Below are 17,044 nucleotides of genomic sequence, written 5' to 3' on the forward strand. Positions count from 1 at the left end.
CAGCGCTCACTCGACGGCGTGTACCGAACCGTTTACTCAGGTCGGCACTGTGAGGACCGGCAGCGACAGCATCCGCGCCCGTGGAGACCGGCGACATCGTCGTCCAGGACGACCAGCTCCGGCTCGCCGAAGGTCTGGATCACGCTCGTGCGCCAGGGCTGGAGGGTGTCGGTGAGCCTTGTCGGCCGACAGTCCAGTGGGCACTCCGCCGGGCAGGAGGTCGCGCAGGACGGCGTGGAGTCGATTGCCCGCCGAGGCCCGGTAAACCCGCCGTCCACCGCCCCGACGCCACCGGGTGACCTTCTTCGCCGGCGTCCCCACCATGTATTGGGCCCTGCTCGAACAACAGGCCTCGGACGTCGACGTGTCGGCGATTGCCAGGAATCTGCGCAGGGCCATGGCCGGCGTGGACGCGCTGCCGGTGGAGATCCACCGCCGCTTCGAGGAGCGCTTCGGGGTCACATCCGCGAGGGGTACGGACTGTCGGAGACCAGCCCGCTGGCCACTCTGACACCGGTCGGCGAGCAGGTGCGCCCCGGTTCCATCGGCCTTCCGGTGTGGGGTGTGGAAGCGCGGCTCGTCACCAGGGGCTGGGAGCGTGTCGAGGGCTGCGACGAGGTCGGCGAGATCACGATCCGCGGGCACAACGTCATGAAGGGCTACCACAACCGCCCCGAGGCCACCGCCGAGGTGATGCGCAACGGGTGGTTCCGCACCGGTGACCTGGCCCGCCGCGACAAGGACGGATGGTTCTACATCGTCGACCGCACCAAGGACGTGATCATCCGCGGCGGGTTCAACGTCTACCCGCGCGAGATCGAGGAGGTTCTGCTCACCCACCCCGCAGTGAGCATGGCCGCCGTCATCGGCGTGCCGCACGAGAGCCACGGCGAGGAGGTCAAGGCCTGTGTCGTCCTCAACCCCGGCGCCGACCTCACCGAGGACCAGCTGATCGCCTGGTGCAAGCAGGCCATGGCCATCTACAAGTACCGTTGCTCAGAGCCTCAGTAGCTCTCAGCATTCCGGGCATTTCGGCCCGGAAGGTCCGTCACGTCGCCAAAGCGTGAAGGCTTCGGCTTGGGGACGGTCTCTCGTTTCCGTCTGCCACTGGTGCGGCAGGGTTGCGCCACCTGCCCGCCCCGTCCTGGCCGTGCGGCCGGGACGGGTGGCGCGGGTCTTACGGTCGGCTCCACGAGGCTTTGACGCCGCCGGGGCGGTGTCCTGGTCTCCGGCCACTCCGGTACCAGTTACTGCGGCTGCCGCGAGGGCTGCGAGGTTGAGTGCGGCGTTTTCGTCCCGGTCGATGACCAGGCCGCAGGCGTCGCATATGTAGGTTCGAACGTGCAGCGGCAGCTTGGCTTTCACTGCGCCGCACTCGGAACAGGTCTTGGAGGATGGGTACCAGCGGTCGGCGACCACGAGGTGGGTGGCGTGGCGCTGGCGGGTCTTGTACTCGACCTGGCGGCGGATCTCGCCGCACCCGGCGTCGGCGATCCGGCGGGCCAGGCGCCGGTTGCGGAGCATGCCGGCGACGTTGAGGTCTTCGACGACGACGGTGCCGTACTCGGCCGCAATGCTCGTGGTGAGCTTGTGCAGGGCGTCGGCGCGGAGGTTCGCCACCCGGTGGTGAACCCGATTGCGGGCGGCGTTGGCCTTCTCCCACCGCTTCGAGGGCTTGTGCCCCATACGCCGGTCGGGTCCCTGGCGTCGGGAGACCGTGCGAGAGGCGTGGCGCAACTGCTTCAGCGCAGTGTCCAGGTGCCTCGGATTGGCCACTTCGCGGATCTCTTTGGCACTGTCGGCCATCGCCGCGAGGGTCTTCACACCGAGGTCGATGCCGATCGCCACGCCGGGCCGGGCGACGCGCACCAGGTCGCGCTTCACCTCGGTCTGCAACGACACGAACCAGCGCCCGCGCTCGTGCCGGACGGTCGCCGACAGGATCCGGGCCGTCCCGGCCTGAATGCGTGCGAGGAGTTTCACCGTGGGCTCGTGGGTGCGCAGTGTGCCGAGCCGGGGCAGCGTGACGTGCCGGCCGTCGGCGTCGGCACGGGTGGTGCCGGTGGTGAACCGGCAGGAGGGGCGCGCCTTCCGCTTCGACTTGAAACGCGGGATTCCCATCGCGCGGCCACGGCGCTGGCCCTGCCTGGACCTGGCGTAGTTGTCGAACGCAGCGGCGGCGTTCGCCAGGCCGGTGTTGTACGCCTCCTTGGAGTTGTCCTGCCACCAGGCGGCGAACCTCGGGTCGGTGTGCTTGGCCGCGTTGAACGCCTTGCGCAGCGCGGGCAGCGACCACGGCCGCCACTGGGTCAACTGCTCCTGCGGGATGCCGTAGGTGGATTCGGCCTTGCGCTGCCACCACGACGCCTCGATCCAGGCAACCGCCCAGTTGTAGGCGGCCCGTGCCGCACCGCAGTGCGAGTGCAGTGCCCGCTCCTGGACAGCGTTCGGGTCCAGGGCGAACCGGTACGCCTTAACCACGAACCCGGGCTGCGGCCGGAACTTCTTCACCCGGCGGCCTCACCGGTCGCCACGGCCACCGCGCGGGCGGCCCGGTTCTTCGCCCCCCGCCGCCCGTACAGGCGCGCGCACATCGACGTCAGCACTTCGGTGACGTCGCGCACCAGGTCATCAGCACTCTCGGTGGGGTCGAGGACAACCAGGCGACGCCCAGACGCGGACAAGACGGCTTCGAGGTGCTCGACGCCGAACCGGGCCAGCCGGTCTCGATGCTCAACCACGATCACCACCGCCTGCGGGTCTGACAGAACCCGGTGCAGTTTGCGCCGACGACCGTTCAGTCCCGAGCCGACCTCGGTCACGACCTCTGCAACCGGCAGGCCAAGACCAGTGGCCCCCTGGACCACGCGGGCCACCTGCCGGTCAAGGTCCGTCCTTTGGTCCGCCGACGACACTCGGCAGTACGCCACGACGCGGCCAGGCACCTCCGAAGCGGGCTCGTCGACCAGCCACGTGCCGGACGGCGTCTGGCGCACCGGGACCGGCATACGGCCCTCTTTCGCCCACGTCCATGCGGTCTGGTAGTGCACGCCATTGCGCGCCGCCCACTCGGAAAGCTTCACGCAATCAAGATAACACATGAGAAAGGCTGAGATTCACTGACGAATTACGCAACAGTTGGTGGCCCCCGCCTGGTGGAGTTCCTGGACACATGCCCATGAACGCCACTGGGAAGATACTCAAGCGGCAGCTGAGGCCGGCTCCCGACGGGGAACGCCTAAGCGGATCCGGCGCGTCGGCCCTGCCCGGCGACCGCGGACCGCGCAGCACCGGGCTGTGACGGAAGGGCGCGGGCCGCGGCCGGGCGAGGGTTCTTGACCTGCGGCATTGAAGTCCCCTGGAATGCACCCCGTTGACCGGGTGGGCGAATGAAGTCGCCCACCCGGTCCTTGTTCTGGAGCGGCTTCTGGGCCAGCGGTGAGCCTGGCGTCGCCCCGCGCACAGACCGGCACACCTGGGTGCGCCAGGCGGGGTCGGTGATGTCGCGTCGTGGGCCACGGCACACAGGCGTGAGATCCGCCGCCCGCCCACCGGCCCGCTATATCTTCCGAGAGCAGGACGGCGACATCCACTCCGTACCCGACCGCAAAGGCCCGCCACCGTGACCGGACGCACCCCCAAGCCAACCGAGAGCCCGCGTCCGCACGAGCCCGTCGGTGAGGCCCGGTGGCCGATGGCCGCGGCCGTCATCGCCGCCATGGTGCTGACCATCCTGCTCCCCGACGACCTCCGTCTGGCGCCTCGCTGGCTGCTCCCGGCCATCGAGGGACTGCTTCTGCTCGCGCTCGTCGCCGGAGACCCGGGCCTCATCAGCCGGCGCTCGGCCATCCTGCGTACCGCGTCGATCGCCCTGGTGGGGGTTCTCACGCTCAGCGCCGTCTGGTCGACCTTCCAGCTGGTCGACGACATCCTCGGGAACGGCAAGGAGACCAGCTCCGCCACCAGCCTGCTGCAGACCGGCGGCACGGTGTGGTCCTGCACCGTTCTGGCCTTCGCTCTGCTGTATTTCGAACTCGACAGCGGCGGGCCCGCGGCCCGTGGCCACCACATGCCCCCCACGCCCGCGCTCGCCTTTCCACAGCAGCTCTCCCCCGGTTTGGCGAGCGCCGACTGGCGGCCCCGCTTCATCGACTACCTCTACCTCGGGCTCACCAACGCCACCGCCTTCAGCCCCACCGACGTGATGCCCCTGGCCCCCTGGGCCAAGATCGCCATGGGCATTCAGTCCCTTGTCTCCCTGCTCATTCTCGGGCTGGTGGTCGCCCGGGCCGTCAACGTCCTCGCCTGAAGGGGTGCCGGGACGGCCGCACCGTCACCCCGGCCACGTTCACAGCGGGTCCGTCCAGCCGTTTCGCACAGCATGGGCGCCGAGCTGCATCCGGGTCCGGACTCCGGCCAGGTCCATGAGATGACGCAGGCGCCGGTGCAACGTACGTGGTGACAAACCGAGTTGGGTCGCGGCCGTCAGGTCCGTGAGGCCGGCCAGGAGCAGCGCGAGGATTCTGCGGTCGAGCTCGGTCGGACCTTGCGGACCGACCTCGACGGTGGCTTCGGATGCGCCTCCCGAGCCCGACAGCTCGAGCGGATGGGCCGTGCGCCATACCGTCTCGAACAGCGCGTCCAGGGCGTCCAGAAGGCCACTGCGGCGCAGCAGCACGGCGCCGGGCTCTCCCGCCGGTGTGACCGCGAGCGGGACCAGGCCGAGTTCGGCGTCGGCCAGCACGAGTTTCATCGGCAGGTGGTCCGCGACGCGCAACTGCACCCCGTTGCGCACGGAATCGATCGCGTCCTGGACGATGCCCGGCTCTGCCAGCACGGCACGGTCCAGGACGGCTCGGAAGAGCACTCCGCGGTTGAGCGCCATGGGCTCGGCCGTGTTCTCGTCGGGAGGCAGGGCGACGAACGGTGCGGTGATGAAGGAGCGGACCTGCGTCCGGGCCGCCTGCTGCACCTGGAGGAACCGATGGCGGATGGCATCGACGCCCGTGACAACCTCGATCAGATCGGTGATGCTGCTGCCGGTCATCGCGGCCCGGTGTTCCTCGGCGAAGGTCACCAGTACCTGCTCGGCCATGCGCAGTTCGTCCCGGCGCTGGCTGATGAGAGCGCCAAGTGCCATCGCCGGCGGCGCGACGGTGAACCGTGCGTCCGCCGACCTGGTCGCCAGCCCCCACTCGAGCAGGCGGGACAAGGTCTTGTCGACGCGGGCCTGCGACAGGACGAGCAGGTCACACAGAAGGTCGGCGGTGGAGTTCGGGCGTCCGAGCAGCGCCCGGTAGACGCGCTCGTCCTCGGGCTCGAGGCCCAGGACATCCAGCATCGGCGACCGACTCTCTTCCGGTTCCCGCAGCGGGGAGAGTATGCGCCATGACGGCAGACCGTGAAAATCCCCTGCTGAAAGCAGGTGTGAGGAGTTGGGTCCCGGGGAGTCGACTCCCCGGGACCCGACAGTGCGGCTCACCGCAGGCCGTACGCCCGGATGATCTCGTTCTTGACTCCGAAGCCGCTGTCCGTCGCGGCGCCCGCGCGGACCGAGACGAAGCCGCCGGGCTTCTTGGCCGTCCTGAACGAACCCGTCCAGTAGCCGTGGGCGCCCTTGGCCACGGTCACCTTCTGCCAGGTGGCACCGTCGTCGTAGGACACGTCCAGCGTCACCTTGGTGACGGTGCCCGGCACGGTGCCGAGGTCCATCGACACCGGCTTGAGCGCGATCTGCTGGGTTGCATTGGCCTTGACGTCTCCGTGCAGGTCCGACTCCAGCTTGTAGTCCAGGTTCAGCACCGAGAACGGCTCGAAGTTGTCCGAGTCGACGGTGTCGGACATGAAGGTCCACTCGGTGTGGGTGCGGGTCGACAGCCGGAAGACGTCAGCGGGCCGCTCCCCGTCGAGGACGGCGCGGTAGGGCAGGTTGCCCGCCGGCACCTCCTCCCACTGCATGTCCGCGCTCTGCGGGTTGTCGTGGATCAGCTTGTCGCCCTGGAAGACCTGCAGGTGGGTCGGCGTCTCACCCCACGGCACGTAGCCGCCCAGCCGCATGTTGTCGCTGGAGGAGGCCCATGGCTGCACGTTCCAGGTCATGTAGTTGCCCCAACGGGAGTTGTACACACCGAAGGACTCGCTCTGGGCGGGCCGGGTCACCGGAGCGAACCAGTCCAGACGGGTGGTGCTGTCCTTGGCGTAGGTGTTGTCGCCCGACACCATCGTCCACGGCAGGGCTCCGTCGACGCCCTGCGTGTGGAACTCCCGCCAGACCTGACCCGGGGTCACCCACTCGGTGCGGGTGCCCGGGTGCCACTCGGCCTCGGGGAAGTTGAACGACGGGCTGAGGGTGAAGTCGGACCGGTAGCCCTCCGCCAACCCGCCGTCCGTGGCCGCGTAGTAGCGGGCGTCGATCCGGGCGAGCTCCTTCTTGGCCGGCTTGTAGACCAGGGGCCGGTCCGGCACCTGGCCGGGGTAGTCCCGGGTCAGGTCGTAGACGAACGGGGTGTACTCGGTCTGCTTCACGGTCAGCTTGACCTTGCCGGCCTTGGCCATCGCGACGAGGGCCTTGCCCGCGTCGCGGTGCACGGTGGCGACCGGGATGGTGGACTCGCCGACGAACTCCATCAGGCCACCGACACCGTCATTGACCACGATCAGCGCCTTCGCCCCGGCCGCGACCGCGGCCGCGGCGCGCTCCTCCGGCAGGACCTCGGCACTGTGCTGGATGACGACGACCTTGCCCTTGGCGCTGACCTTCTCGTAGTCGGCCCGCGCCCCGTCGCCCGCGTAGACGGCGTGCAGCCTGTCCGTGGCGGTGCCCAGGGCGCTGCCCGCCTGCACCAGCGCCTCGAAGTCACGCCGGCCGCCCGACGTGCTCAGGCTGAGCAGCGGCGCGCCCTTTCGCCAGCGGGTGGTCAGCATGAACTCGCCGTGCGCCATCGGCTTCGTCGGCGCGACGTAGACGTCGTCGTACGCCGGCGGCAGCACGTACGCGCTGCGGTAGTCCGTGAACGGGTCGAGGCCCTTGTAGTGGACGTTGAAGTCGACCTTGCGCTGGCGGTCCTCGGTGCGCTGTGGCGCCTCCGTCTGCAGAAGGCGTGCCTTGCCCGCGTCCAGCACCACGTCCGCGGAACCGTCCTTGAGCACGGTCTCCGCGTCGACCAGTACCGCCAGACCCGAGCGGTCCGCCTTCTCGCCGGCCACGTCGACGTACGCCGCGACGGTGTACAGGCCGGGTGCCATGCGCAGGGTGGTCGAGCCGTCGACGTAGACCGACCACGGCCAGGAGTCGCCGGCCAGGTTGACCGTGACCCATCCTGCGGCGGGCTTGCCGTCCCGGCCGACCAGCTTGATGTTCAGGTCGTAGCGCTCCTCCTCCTTGAGCAGCGCCAGGGAGGTGCGGGTCACCGGCTTCCCGGTGGCCGCGTCGGTGGCTGTCACGTAGCCGACGTGCCGGCCTGCCGGGGCGGTTTGCGGGTCACCGGTCACCGGGACGTCGGCGGTGCCGCCCGCCGGGACGGTCACCTTGGTCGCTCCCAGCGTGAACGGGCCGCCGTCGTCGGTCAGCGCCAGGTTCAGCGCGACGTCGGCGGAACCGGTGTTGGTGAAGGTCAGGTCCTTCGTTACGGCGACGTCGCTCGGCTCGTGCGGCCAGGTGTGGTTGCCGAAGAAGAGCGATCCGGTGCCGCGGACCGTGGTGCGTACGGCGGCGGCCACGTCGACACGGCCGGTGCCGACCTCGTACGGCGAGTACCCGCCGGCCAGGCCCTTCGCGGTGCTCATCAGGTGTTCCTTGAGCTGCGCGCCCGTCCAGTCCGGGTGCCGCTGGGCCAGGATCGCCGCCGCGCCGACCACGTGCGGGGTGGCCATCGAGGTGCCGCTGAGGGTGCGGTAGAGGCCTTCACCACCGTCGGTCATCTCCTGCGAGCGGGCCGCGGTGATGTCCACGCCGGGCGCCGCGATGTCCGGCTTCATGCCGCCTGAGCCCGCCAGCGGGCCGGTGCTGGAGAAGGACGCGAGCTCGTCCTGCTTGTCGGTGGCGGCCACGGTCAGCGCCGAGGCGGCCGCTCCCGGGGCGGAGATGCTCTCCGGGCCCGCGTTGCCGGCGGCGATGACGAACAGCGTGCCGTACTCCTCGGACAGGGCGTCGACCGTCTGAGACATCGGATCGCTGCCGTCCGTCGGGTAGGAGTCGCCGAGGCTCATGTTGACGACGTCCGCACCGGACTCGGCCGCCCACTGCATGCCGGCCATGACCCAGGAGTCCTGGCCGTAGCCCTCCGGGCCGCTGAGCACCTTGCCGACGAACAGGTCGGCACCGGGCGCGACGCCCTTGTTGTCCCCTCCGGAGGCGGCGCCCGATCCGACGATCGTGCTGGCCACATGTGTGCCGTGTCCGTTGACGTCGGTGATGGCCTCACCCGGTACGAAGCTGGCCGTACCGTCGATCAGGCCGGCGAAGTCCGGGTGGTTGACATCGATACCGGTGTCGAGCACGGCGACCTTGACGCCCTTGCCGGTGTAGCCGGCAGCCCAGGCCTCGGGCGCGCCGATCAACGGCACACTCTCCTTCAGGTTGGCCTTCACCCGGCCGTCGAGCCACAGCTTCGCCACGCCCGCGCCCAGCTTCGCGCTGCCGTGCGGCGCGACGGTGGACCAGAAGGTGCGGGCCTTCCGCTTCTCCGTGCTGAGTGCGGCACCGTGGATGCCCTTGAGCTTGCGAATCACTTTGCTGCCGCGAGGGGCCTTCTGCTCGACGGCCGCGTGAGCCTTCGGCTGGGCGTACGTCGCGATCAGCGGCACCGTGGCCGACTTCGCGTCGTCGTAACCCATCTCGATCAGGTCGGTGACGTTGAACAGCCGCCGGTCCAGCTTGTCCTTGCCGAGCAGCGGCACCGCCTCGTCCGGGACGACGAACAGGTCGCCCTTGATCTCCTGGATCTTTACGCCACCGACGGCGCTGTCCGGCCGGTCGACGTCGGCGATCTGCTTTCCGTCGGCGGTCGTGGTGACCGTGACGACGTCGCCGGTGACCAGGGTGACCTTGTGGGTCGCCGAAGGCTTGGCGGGAACCGTTGGCTTGCTCGGAGCGGCTTGGGCGGGCGCTTGCGGAAGCGCGAGCACCGACGCCAGCAGCGGCACCGCGGTGGCGGCCGAGATCAGCTGCCAGCGCCTGCGGCGGAAGACTGATGAGTGAAAGGGCGAGAGCATGCGATGGGTCTATCGACCCGGTGACGGCGGCGTGAAGGCACCATGATGGCAAGTCCTCGCCATGGCAAAGGCTTGTCAGTCGTGAACCGCGCGATTCCGGGCGGAATGACACCGTGCACACGTGGGCCTGGCGACCCACCTTTATGTCTCGCCGACATGCGTCGGGAGACGGCCGGCGGACCGCAGAGCCCTGCCCAGGTCGACCACCCACGGCTCGCCGCCCACCAGGACTAGCCACGGCCATCAACCCGGGGGCGCGTCTGGAGGGTGTGACGGCTGTCGTCCTCGCCACCGACGACGACGCCTTCAACGCGCTCGCCTCGATCGTGATGCAGGACAATGTCGACGGGCCCGTCTACCGGGTGGGGCCATCGCACGAGAGCCACGGCGTGGTCGCTCAGTACACCGGCGGCGACATCCTCTTCGGACGCTCGCTGGTCCGCCATGTGCTCGCGGAGCGCTACGGGCGGGGTGCCCGGTTCGTGGCGCAGCCGGCCACCGCCCCGCTGCCACCGGAGCACGACACGCTCTTCGTGGTACGGGCCGACCGACGGCTGGAGCCCGTCACGGAGAAGCGAGGAGAGCGTGCCGCGGGACGGTGACACCCTCGTCCTCCTCGGGCCCGCACCCACCCACGCACCGCACTGAGACACGCGGGCGGCGCTGCCGCCCACGGCTGATCCCTCCGCGCGCCCTGCAGCATCGAGTCCAGGGTGATCGCCGCGTCGATCAGTGCCAGGTGTGTGAACGCCTGCGGGAAGTTGCCCAACTGCCGCCCCGTCAGGTCGATCTCCTCGGAGTACAGGCCCAGATGGTTGGCGTACGTGAGCATCTTCTCCAACACCAACCTGGCCATGTCCGTACGTCCGGCCCGTGCCAGCGCGTCGACGTACATGAACGTGCACAGAGAGAAGGTTCCCTCGGAGCCGCGCAGCCCGTCGGGGGACGCCTCCGGGTTGTATCGGTAGACCAGGCTGTCGCTGACCAGCTCGCGTTCCATCGCGTCCAAGGTGGACTTCCACATCGGGTCGTCCGGCGTGATGAAGCCGACCGTCGGCATGCGCAGCAGCGACGAGTCGAGCACATCGTCGCCGTAGTGCTGCACGAAGGCCTGCTTCTCAGCGTCCCACCCGCGGTCGAGCACTTGCGCATAGATCTCGTCCCGCGCGTCAACCCAGCGTCCGCCGGCCGCGGGACGGCCGTCGTCGTAAGCGATCCGCAGGGCACGGTCGAAGGCCACCCAGGACATCACACGACCGTAGGTGAAGTCCTTCCGGCCGCCGCGGGTCTCCCACAGCCCTTCGCCGGGCTGGTCCCAGTGGTCGACCAGCCAGTCGAGCAGTGTGTGCAGGGCCTTCCAGCCCCCGTTGTCGAGATGCATGCCGTGCTGATGCGCGAAGTAGATGCTGTCGAGCGCCTCGCCGTAGATGTCCAGCTGAAGCTGGCTCGCCGCCCCGTTGCCGATGCGGACCGGAGCGGAGCCGCGGTACCCCTCCCAGTGCTCCAGTGTCTCCTCGACCAGGTCGGCGGAGCCGTCGACCCTGTACATGATGTTCAGCGGCCCGGAACCGTTCCCCTTGGCGGCTTCCTGCTTCACGCGGGCGTGCAGCCAGTTGATGAACGCGGCCGCCTCTTCCCTGAATCCCAGGCCCAGCAGGGCGTACACCGAGAACGAGGCGTCGCGGATCCAGGTGAACCGGTAGTCCCAGTTGCGCTCACCGCCCAGTTGCTCGGGCAGTCCCGTCGTGGGGGCGGCGACCAGCGCACCGGTCGGCGCGTACGTCATGAGCTTGAGCGTCACAGCCGAACGTTCCACCGCCTCCCGCCAGCGGCCCGAGTAGGTGGACTGCCCCAGCCAGGAACGCCAGAAGCCAACCGTCTCGTCGAAGAGCCGCTCGAACTCCTCCACGCGGACCTCGTGCGGAGGCCCCCCGGGCGACGATTCCAGGACCAGGCCGCGCTGCTGCCCCGCCCGCAGGGTCAGGGAGAAGCTCAAATCGTTCTGGTCGGCCGAGAGGACGTTCAAGAGCCGTTCGTCCTGCGGCTCACGGACGGGATGGACGGCGAGGTCCAGGTCCTCCGAGGTGAACAGAGCACCGTGCTCCGTGCGGTGCAGCTCGTGCGGCTTACGGCCGTAGTCGAAGCGCGGAGCGATCTCGCCTTCGAACGTCATGCTGCCGCGGACACAGCGCAGCATGCGGACGATACGGTGCCGGTCGGTCGCGGTCTTTCCGGTCACCGGCATGAAGTCGACGACTTCCCCCGCTCCGGCCTCGGTCATGAAGCGCGTCACCAGAACGGCGGTGTCCGGATGGTAGAGCTGTTTGGTGGTGTACGTCCCCGCTGTCGGCCGCACGGTGAAGTGGCCGCCCCTGCTCCGGTCGAGCAGAGCGCCGAAGACGCTGGGCGAATCAAACCGCGGACAACAGAACCAGTCGATCGTCGCATCGGTTGCCACGAGGGCCGCGGTCTGCAGATCACCGATCAGGCCATGATCCTCGATCAGAGGATAGTCGTCCATTTGCAGACCCCTTTCAGCCCGGCCGGCCACACTCAGGGCACCGTCACGCCGCGGATGAAGCGGACTGGGCGGCCCCGATCAGCGTAGGCCGCCGACGTCAAACCCTCCTGACGAGGGAGCCGCACGTGGTGACGGCGTTCCGGATTCCGGCTCGTGTCCGTCGCGGCGGCCGTGACGGCGTCGCCCTCCGGACGACGACGCGCGGCGCGGGCCCCGGTAGCGAGGCCCCGCAGGAGCGTCTTTGCTGGACGGGCGGCGGATGCTCCGCCGCTCGCGGCCGCCCGCGGAGTGTTCTGCAGGAGATCCGTGTGACTCCTCCGCCCGGATAAATCCGGGGGGCTTCTCCTGTCGGTGGCTATGCCACGTCGGGAAGGACCAGCCCGGCCCTGAGTGCGACGTTCCAGGCGCCCACGCGGTCGGCGTGGTCGATGTGCTGGCATGAGGTGCACTGGAACTTTTCGCCGTCGCGGTTCTGCGCGTCCACGTGCCCGCATTCGGGGCAGGTGCGCGAGGTGTTGCGGAGAGCCCGAGGAGCCCACCGAGGCCGACCGGCTGCGGGATCTCCTGCGGACGCCCGGTTACCGCAAAGTCCTGTTCTTCAGCGCGCTCATCGGCGTTCCGATCTCCCTGGCCGCCTTCTGGTTCCTCGTCGGCCTGCACGAGCTGGAACACGTGATGTGGGCGTACGTACCGCAGGCACTCGGCTGGGACTCCCCGCCGGCCTGGTGGCCGCTGCCCCTGCTCGCCGTGGTCGTCGTGGGGCTGGTGGTGACCCATCTGCCCGGCGGGGGCGGTCACGTCCCGGCGTCGGGCCTCCACGCCGGCGGGGCGTCGGCCACCGTCCTGCCCGGAGTGATCATCGCTGCGGCCGCGAGCCTGCCGCTAGGTGCCGTCCTCGGCCCGGAGGCCCCGCTGATCGCGCTCGGCGGCGGCCTGGCCCTGCTCTTCCGGACTCTCGTCCGTGCCCCCGCCAGCCCCGAGAGCACCGCCCTGTTGGGCGCGGCAGGCGCGGCGGCAGCCATCGCCGCCATCTTCGGCAATCCGCTCATCGCCGCGGTCCTTCTGATCGAGGTGGCGGGCGTGGTCGGGCCGCGGCGGGTCCGGCGGCGCACCGACGTGGTCGGCATCTTCCCCGACCGCGCCGCCGTGATCCGCGTGGCCGGCGCGGTCCTGGCCGAGCAGAACGACGAATGGACCGAAGCCCGCCGTTACTGACATTTTCAGGGTGGGGTCGGTGGGGTGAGGGTCAGGCGGGTGGCGGTGAGGCAACCGTCGATCAGGTGGGGTTGGAGCTGGATTTTGCGTAACTCGCGGCGGAGTATGCGGTCGAGGTGGTCGGGTGTGTCGAAGGCGGTGTTGGCCATTGCTCTGCGCACGAGGGACCAGATGGCCTCGACGGGGTTGAGGTCAGGTGCATACGGCGGGAGACGGATGGTGGTGAGCCAGTCGTGTTCGGCCTCGTACCGCTTCAGCCCAGCTGTCAGGTGGGTGTTGAGATTGTCCCAGACGACCACGATCGGTCCGCCGAGCTGGATGTGGGCCCGAACGAGCAGGTCCCGGTAGTCGCGCCAGGAGAAACTCTTCCGGGCTCCTTTCAACAGCAGGTGAGCGCGGGGCCGGTAGATCAGTCGGCTCGGCTCGCCGGGTTTGTAGCAGCACAGGGTCGCGACCGAGGTCCTGCGTCGGGATCTGCCCCGGACCCGGATGACGGGGGTGTGTCCGCGCCGGCCCCATGTGCGGGCGCGGGGCGGCGTCATGGAGAATCCGGCTTCGTCCTCGAAGACGATCCAGCCCCCATGGGCCGCCGCGAGGCTTTTACCCGCGGCCACACCTCCCTTTTCCACAGTTCCACCGCGTGCTCGTCGCGCTCGAGGGCTCTGCGGGCGGGTGCCTGCCAGGACCAGTCGTGCCGTTTCAGCAGCCGCCACACCGTCGCCACCGACAAACTGAGCCGCAGACGGCGGCGGATCACGTTCTGCACCCGGGCCAGGGTCCACCGCTGATCCTCGAAGCCGTGTGCAGCCGGCCCCTTCGCCAACTCCTCCTCGAGTACGGCGAATTGGGCATCGGTTACGGTCGGGGAGTTCGCCGGCCCAGCCGAGCGCAGGGCCTCCGTCCCGCCCTCGCGCCACGCCCGGCGCCAGCGTTCCACCGACCTCACGCTCACCCGCAGGTCCTTCGCGATCACCGCGGTCCTCTCACCCACCGCGAACCGTCCTCCGGCCTGGAGCCGGATCCCCTCACGAAACGCCCGACGCTCAGCGGTCAGGCCCCCACCCTCCGGATATCTCACACCACCGGCATACCGCAGGGATCATCAACCGTCACCACCCGACGACAACCCGAAAACCTCAGTACATGGGACTCGGCCTGCTGGCCAAGGCCCGCCTCCACCCGATCGAGTCAGAAACCAGCGAGACCGACCTGCCCACCGAACTCACCGCCTAGCCTCAAAACGAGATCACCGAGTGGCCGTCAATTCACCATTCCAGCGGACGTGACCCGGCCTGGCCGAAGACATGCTGCTGAGGCTATGAACGGTACGTCGATGTTGTCCTGCGCGACTTCCTCTCGCGCCGCCGCTGGGCAGGTGCAGTAGGACGCCGGAACCAGAGTCCTTGCCTCCGTGCCGACGGCCCGGTCCGCGCGGCCTGGCTCGGGGAGTCCGTAAGGGTTCAGACTTCCGATTCGAGCGTCATCGGAACGTCGCACGCAGCGCCTCGTCGCAGCACCAGCCCTCAAAGCTGTAGCTCAGACCGTTCAGCCCAAGCGAACCTCAGTCTCGACCTCTTCGAAGACGGGCTGGACCGCGACAACTGCACCGGAGGTGAGAGGAACCCCGGCCGCCGCACGGCTGGGGTTCCTCGAGACGGTGAGCGTCGGTCAGCAGGTGGAATGGCCCACGCCGTGAACCGCTCGCAGACCGCACCACATCACGGTCACCGCGGATCGGGCGGGTCAGTGCTGCAGGGTGAGGACCCCCGGCCGCCAGGGCAGTTGGTCGTAGGGGCCGCCTGCGGTGGGGGACTTGCCCTGGTAGAGGAACTGCAGGTTGCAGGGGTCGATGGTCATGGTCTGGTCGGGGTTGTTGCGGACCAGGTCACCGTGGCTGATGTCGTTGGTCCAGCTGGCACCGCTGTTGGCCTTGCCCGCGAAGGGGTTGCTCTCGCTGGCGGCCTGCGGGGTCCACGAACCGCTCAGGCTGGAGGACGTGAACGAGCGGAAGTAGCGCCCGTTCGCACCCTGGGCCTCGACGATCATGAGGTACTGGTTCTGTCCCTGCACCTTGTAGACCTGCGGCGCCTCGAACAGGTTGTTCGTCGTGTCGCTCATGACCGTCGTGTACGACGAGCCGAAGCTGCCCGGGAAGTTCCCGATCGGCATGCTCGCCCGGTAGATCTTGCCGTTGTCACCGGCGAAGAACAGGTACATGTTCTGGCCGTCGGCGATCAGGGTCTGGTCGATCGGGCCGGTGCTGGAGCCGGAGATGCTCCCGGTGAACAGCGGCTGCGGCGCGGACCAGCCGTTGGGGTTGGTCGGGTCGCTCGACGTGCGGTAGATGAAGGGCCACGCGCCCCACTGGTACGCCAGCACCCAGATGTTCTTGGGCGCGAAGTAGAACAGCGTGGGTGCCACTGCGGACTGGCTCATCCCGGTCTGGCCGGCCGACGCCATGTCCGACCAGTTCGTGAAGGGACTGAACATCATCGAGCCGTACGACGATCCCGACACGTTCGACGCGTAGACCAGGTGCTTGCCGTTGTACACCACGTTGGTGAAGTCCTTCACCGCGGCCCACCCGTTCGCCGGCTGCGCCAATGCCCCTGTCGACGTCCACCGGTACGTGGACGGAAGGGAACACGAGCCGCCGGGCGGGGTCGTCCCGGACAGGCCGGTCCACTTCTGGTTGCTGCCGCCGTTGCACGTCCAGATCTCCACCGCCGTTCCGTTCGCCGTACCGGAGCCCGTGACCTCCAGGCACAGCCCGGACTCCACACCGACGATCGTGCCGTCGGAGTTCACCCGCCACTGCTGGTTCGCACCGCCGGAACAGGACCAGATCTGCACCCGGGTACCGGGCGCGGTGGCGTGGCCGGGGACGTCCAGGCACTTGTTGCCGTACACGGTCAGCTGGCCGCTGTCCGTCGACGTCCACTGCTGGTTGGCCTTACCCGAGCAGTCCCAGATCTGCAGGTAGGTGCCGTCGGTCTGGCTGGCGTTCGGCACATCGAGGCACCGGCCGGAACCGACGCCGCGCAAGGCGCCGCTGGTGGCGGCCTGAGCCGGGTTGGCCACGAGCATCGCCGCCAACGCGACCAGGACCACAACCGCGGCGGCGAGCACCGCAGACGGATGCCTGCGGCTGAAACTTCCTCTGTGCATGGGGGACTTCCTCAACCTTGAGTGGGACGGTTCCGGTCGGCCTCGTCAGAGGTTGTCCGGACTGTCGGTGCAGTGCGGTGCGCAACGGCCCTTGAGCACCACGGCAGACCGCTTGTGACTTCCCGGTCCTTCGCGACCTTCTGAAGGACCGGTGGCGCCCGGCGCTTCAGGGCGGCATGAGCGCCAGAGGTGGAGGCGTGGAGGGCCGAGCACCCGGGTGGCACGGTCGAAAAGAGAAATATTGGCGCGGCCATGACATATGCATGCGGCACGACTCCTTGCGGCTCTGCGTTCGGGCGGTGCGACCCGGAGTTGCTCTGCTGTGCGATGGAGCGACTCGACGCGTTTCGATATATCGAACAAAGGTCGAAGTGTCGAGCAACCTGAATGATAGGGAACCGGTGAACGGCGTCAACACCCCTCGCATGTGTCGCTATCTACGCCGAATCACTGCGGGACCCCATGGGCGAGATGCCGGACGTCACACCGACAATTGGCCGAGCCGGACCTCATTTGACGCCGGATTGGAGGAAGCGTCCGCATACTCGTCCAGGCCTCGGCTTGTGGCCCCAAGGCATCCGCCGACGACGGCGCCGGGAGTGCGCCGTCCCGGTGGCCCGAAAGTTTCGGACACGGAGCAGAAACTTTTATGCAACCCAGTATTGACGATGCACCGTCAGTACCTCAATCATTCCTGTCTGGGAAACCGGCCACAGTTCGATATTTCGAACCACACGCCTGAGTAATCCGTGCTGCACGGCAGATCCACGCACAACTGCTCTACAGATCCGCGCACCAAAGCACCTGCGCCACTCCGTTTCGTTCCGGTGAGGCTCGCACCAGCGCATCCCTGGCTCTTCACGCAGTGGGAGAGGTACGTGACACCACGTGGCGGTCACCCGGCTGAGCTGCGATGGAGTGCCCCCG

At 68.7% G+C, this 17,044-nt stretch carries 10 protein-coding genes and 4 pseudogenes; 5 read left to right on the forward strand and 9 right to left on the reverse strand.

The genetic code is table 11. The features are described from left to right. Positions 1 to 322: 322 nt before the first annotated feature. Both OG456_RS38420 and OG456_RS50590 read left to right on the forward strand, forming a co-directional pair. Positions 323 to 606 (forward strand): annotated as a pseudogene (locus OG456_RS38420) (AMP-binding protein); the annotation flags it as partial. A 246-nt stretch (positions 607 to 852) separates the two neighbouring features. After that, on the forward strand, positions 853 to 1,011 hold the full coding sequence (locus OG456_RS50590; protein ID WP_323136451.1) for a hypothetical protein: 159 nt from the start codon (positions 853 to 855) through the stop codon (positions 1,009 to 1,011). 3 nt (positions 1,012 to 1,014) lie between these two features. Here OG456_RS50590 and tnpB read toward each other — a convergent pair whose 3' ends face one another. Both tnpB and OG456_RS38435 read right to left on the reverse strand, forming a co-directional pair. Continuing rightward, entirely contained in the window at positions 1,015 to 2,511 is a 1,497-nt protein-coding gene (tnpB, locus tag OG456_RS38430) for an IS607 family element RNA-guided endonuclease TnpB (protein WP_266569747.1), read from the reverse strand. Then, positions 2,508 to 3,083, reverse strand: a complete 576-nt coding sequence (locus OG456_RS38435; RefSeq protein ID WP_266569748.1) for an IS607 family transposase — start codon at positions 3,081 to 3,083, stop codon at positions 2,508 to 2,510. Before OG456_RS38435 ends, tnpB begins: the two co-directional genes overlap by 4 nt. Before the next feature lie 539 nt (positions 3,084 to 3,622). Between OG456_RS38435 and OG456_RS38440 the strand changes: the two genes are divergently transcribed. Further along, positions 3,623 to 4,309 carry a hypothetical protein gene (locus OG456_RS38440; protein ID WP_266569749.1) on the forward strand — a complete coding sequence of 229 codons (687 nt, stop codon included), beginning with the start codon at positions 3,623 to 3,625 and terminating at the stop codon, positions 4,307 to 4,309. A gap of 39 nt (positions 4,310 to 4,348) precedes the next feature. Here the strand turns inward: OG456_RS38440 and OG456_RS38445 are convergent, their stop codons facing one another. The 4 genes and pseudogenes from OG456_RS38445 to OG456_RS38460 all read right to left on the reverse strand — a co-directional run. Beyond that, positions 4,349 to 5,341, reverse strand: a complete 993-nt coding sequence (locus tag OG456_RS38445) for a helix-turn-helix domain-containing protein (RefSeq protein WP_266569750.1) — start codon at positions 5,339 to 5,341, stop codon at positions 4,349 to 4,351. Between the two features lie 137 nt (positions 5,342 to 5,478). After that, complete coding sequence (locus tag OG456_RS38450; protein WP_266569751.1) at positions 5,479 to 9,213, reverse strand: S8 family serine peptidase; 3,735 nt, start codon at positions 9,211 to 9,213, stop codon at positions 5,479 to 5,481. Positions 9,214 to 9,673: 460 nt separating this feature from the next. Further along, positions 9,674 to 11,734, reverse strand: a complete 2,061-nt coding sequence (locus OG456_RS38455) for a glycoside hydrolase family 15 protein (RefSeq protein ID WP_266569752.1) — start codon at positions 11,732 to 11,734, stop codon at positions 9,674 to 9,676. Positions 11,735 to 12,089: 355 nt separating this feature from the next. Next, positions 12,090 to 12,254: pseudogene (locus OG456_RS38460) on the reverse strand (zinc ribbon domain-containing protein); the annotation flags it as partial. 155 nt (positions 12,255 to 12,409) lie between these two features. Between OG456_RS38460 and OG456_RS38465 the strand changes: the two are divergent. Continuing rightward, positions 12,410 to 12,799, forward strand: a pseudogene (locus OG456_RS38465) (chloride channel protein); the annotation flags it as partial. 27 nt (positions 12,800 to 12,826) lie between these two features. Then, a pseudogene (locus OG456_RS38470) lies at positions 12,827 to 12,946 on the forward strand (transposase); the annotation flags it as partial. Between the two features lie 8 nt (positions 12,947 to 12,954). Here the strand turns inward: OG456_RS38470 and OG456_RS38475 are convergent. The 3 genes from OG456_RS38475 to OG456_RS38485 all read right to left on the reverse strand — a co-directional run bounded on the left by OG456_RS38475 (position 12,955) and on the right by OG456_RS38485 (position 16,117). Then, entirely contained in the window at positions 12,955 to 13,491 is a 537-nt protein-coding gene (locus tag OG456_RS38475) for a transposase (protein ID WP_266570726.1), read from the reverse strand. Then, positions 13,488 to 14,027: a winged helix-turn-helix domain-containing protein gene (locus OG456_RS38480; protein WP_266569753.1), complete on the reverse strand. Its 540-nt coding sequence runs from the start codon at positions 14,025 to 14,027 to the stop codon at positions 13,488 to 13,490. The genes OG456_RS38475 and OG456_RS38480 overlap by 4 nt, the downstream gene beginning before the upstream one ends. Before the next feature lie 665 nt (positions 14,028 to 14,692). Further along, positions 14,693 to 16,117, reverse strand: a complete 1,425-nt coding sequence (locus tag OG456_RS38485; protein WP_266569754.1) for a non-reducing end alpha-L-arabinofuranosidase family hydrolase — start codon at positions 16,115 to 16,117, stop codon at positions 14,693 to 14,695. Between the last annotated feature and the right edge of the window lie 927 nt (positions 16,118 to 17,044).

Source organism: Streptomyces sp. NBC_01446 (assembly GCF_026340095.1).
Taxonomy (GTDB): domain Bacteria; phylum Actinomycetota; class Actinomycetes; order Streptomycetales; family Streptomycetaceae; genus Streptomyces; species Streptomyces aureus.

Excerpts from the sequence above, each read along its gene's own strand:
- OG456_RS38455 (WP_266569752.1), bottom strand. The coding sequence starts at position 11,734 with ATGGACGACTATCCTCTGATCGAGGATCATGGCCTGATCGGTGATCTG.
- OG456_RS50590 (WP_323136451.1), top strand. The coding sequence starts at position 853 with ATGGCCGCCGTCATCGGCGTGCCGCACGAGAGCCACGGCGAGGAGGTC.
- OG456_RS38485 (WP_266569754.1), bottom strand. The coding sequence starts at position 16,117 with ATGCACAGAGGAAGTTTCAGCCGCAGGCATCCGTCTGCGGTGCTCGCC.
- OG456_RS38450 (WP_266569751.1), bottom strand. The coding sequence starts at position 9,213 with ATGCTCTCGCCCTTTCACTCATCAGTCTTCCGCCGCAGGCGCTGGCAG.
- OG456_RS38475 (WP_266570726.1), bottom strand. The coding sequence starts at position 13,491 with ATGACGCCGCCCCGCGCCCGCACATGGGGCCGGCGCGGACACACCCCC.
- OG456_RS38445 (WP_266569750.1), bottom strand. The coding sequence starts at position 5,341 with ATGCTGGATGTCCTGGGCCTCGAGCCCGAGGACGAGCGCGTCTACCGG.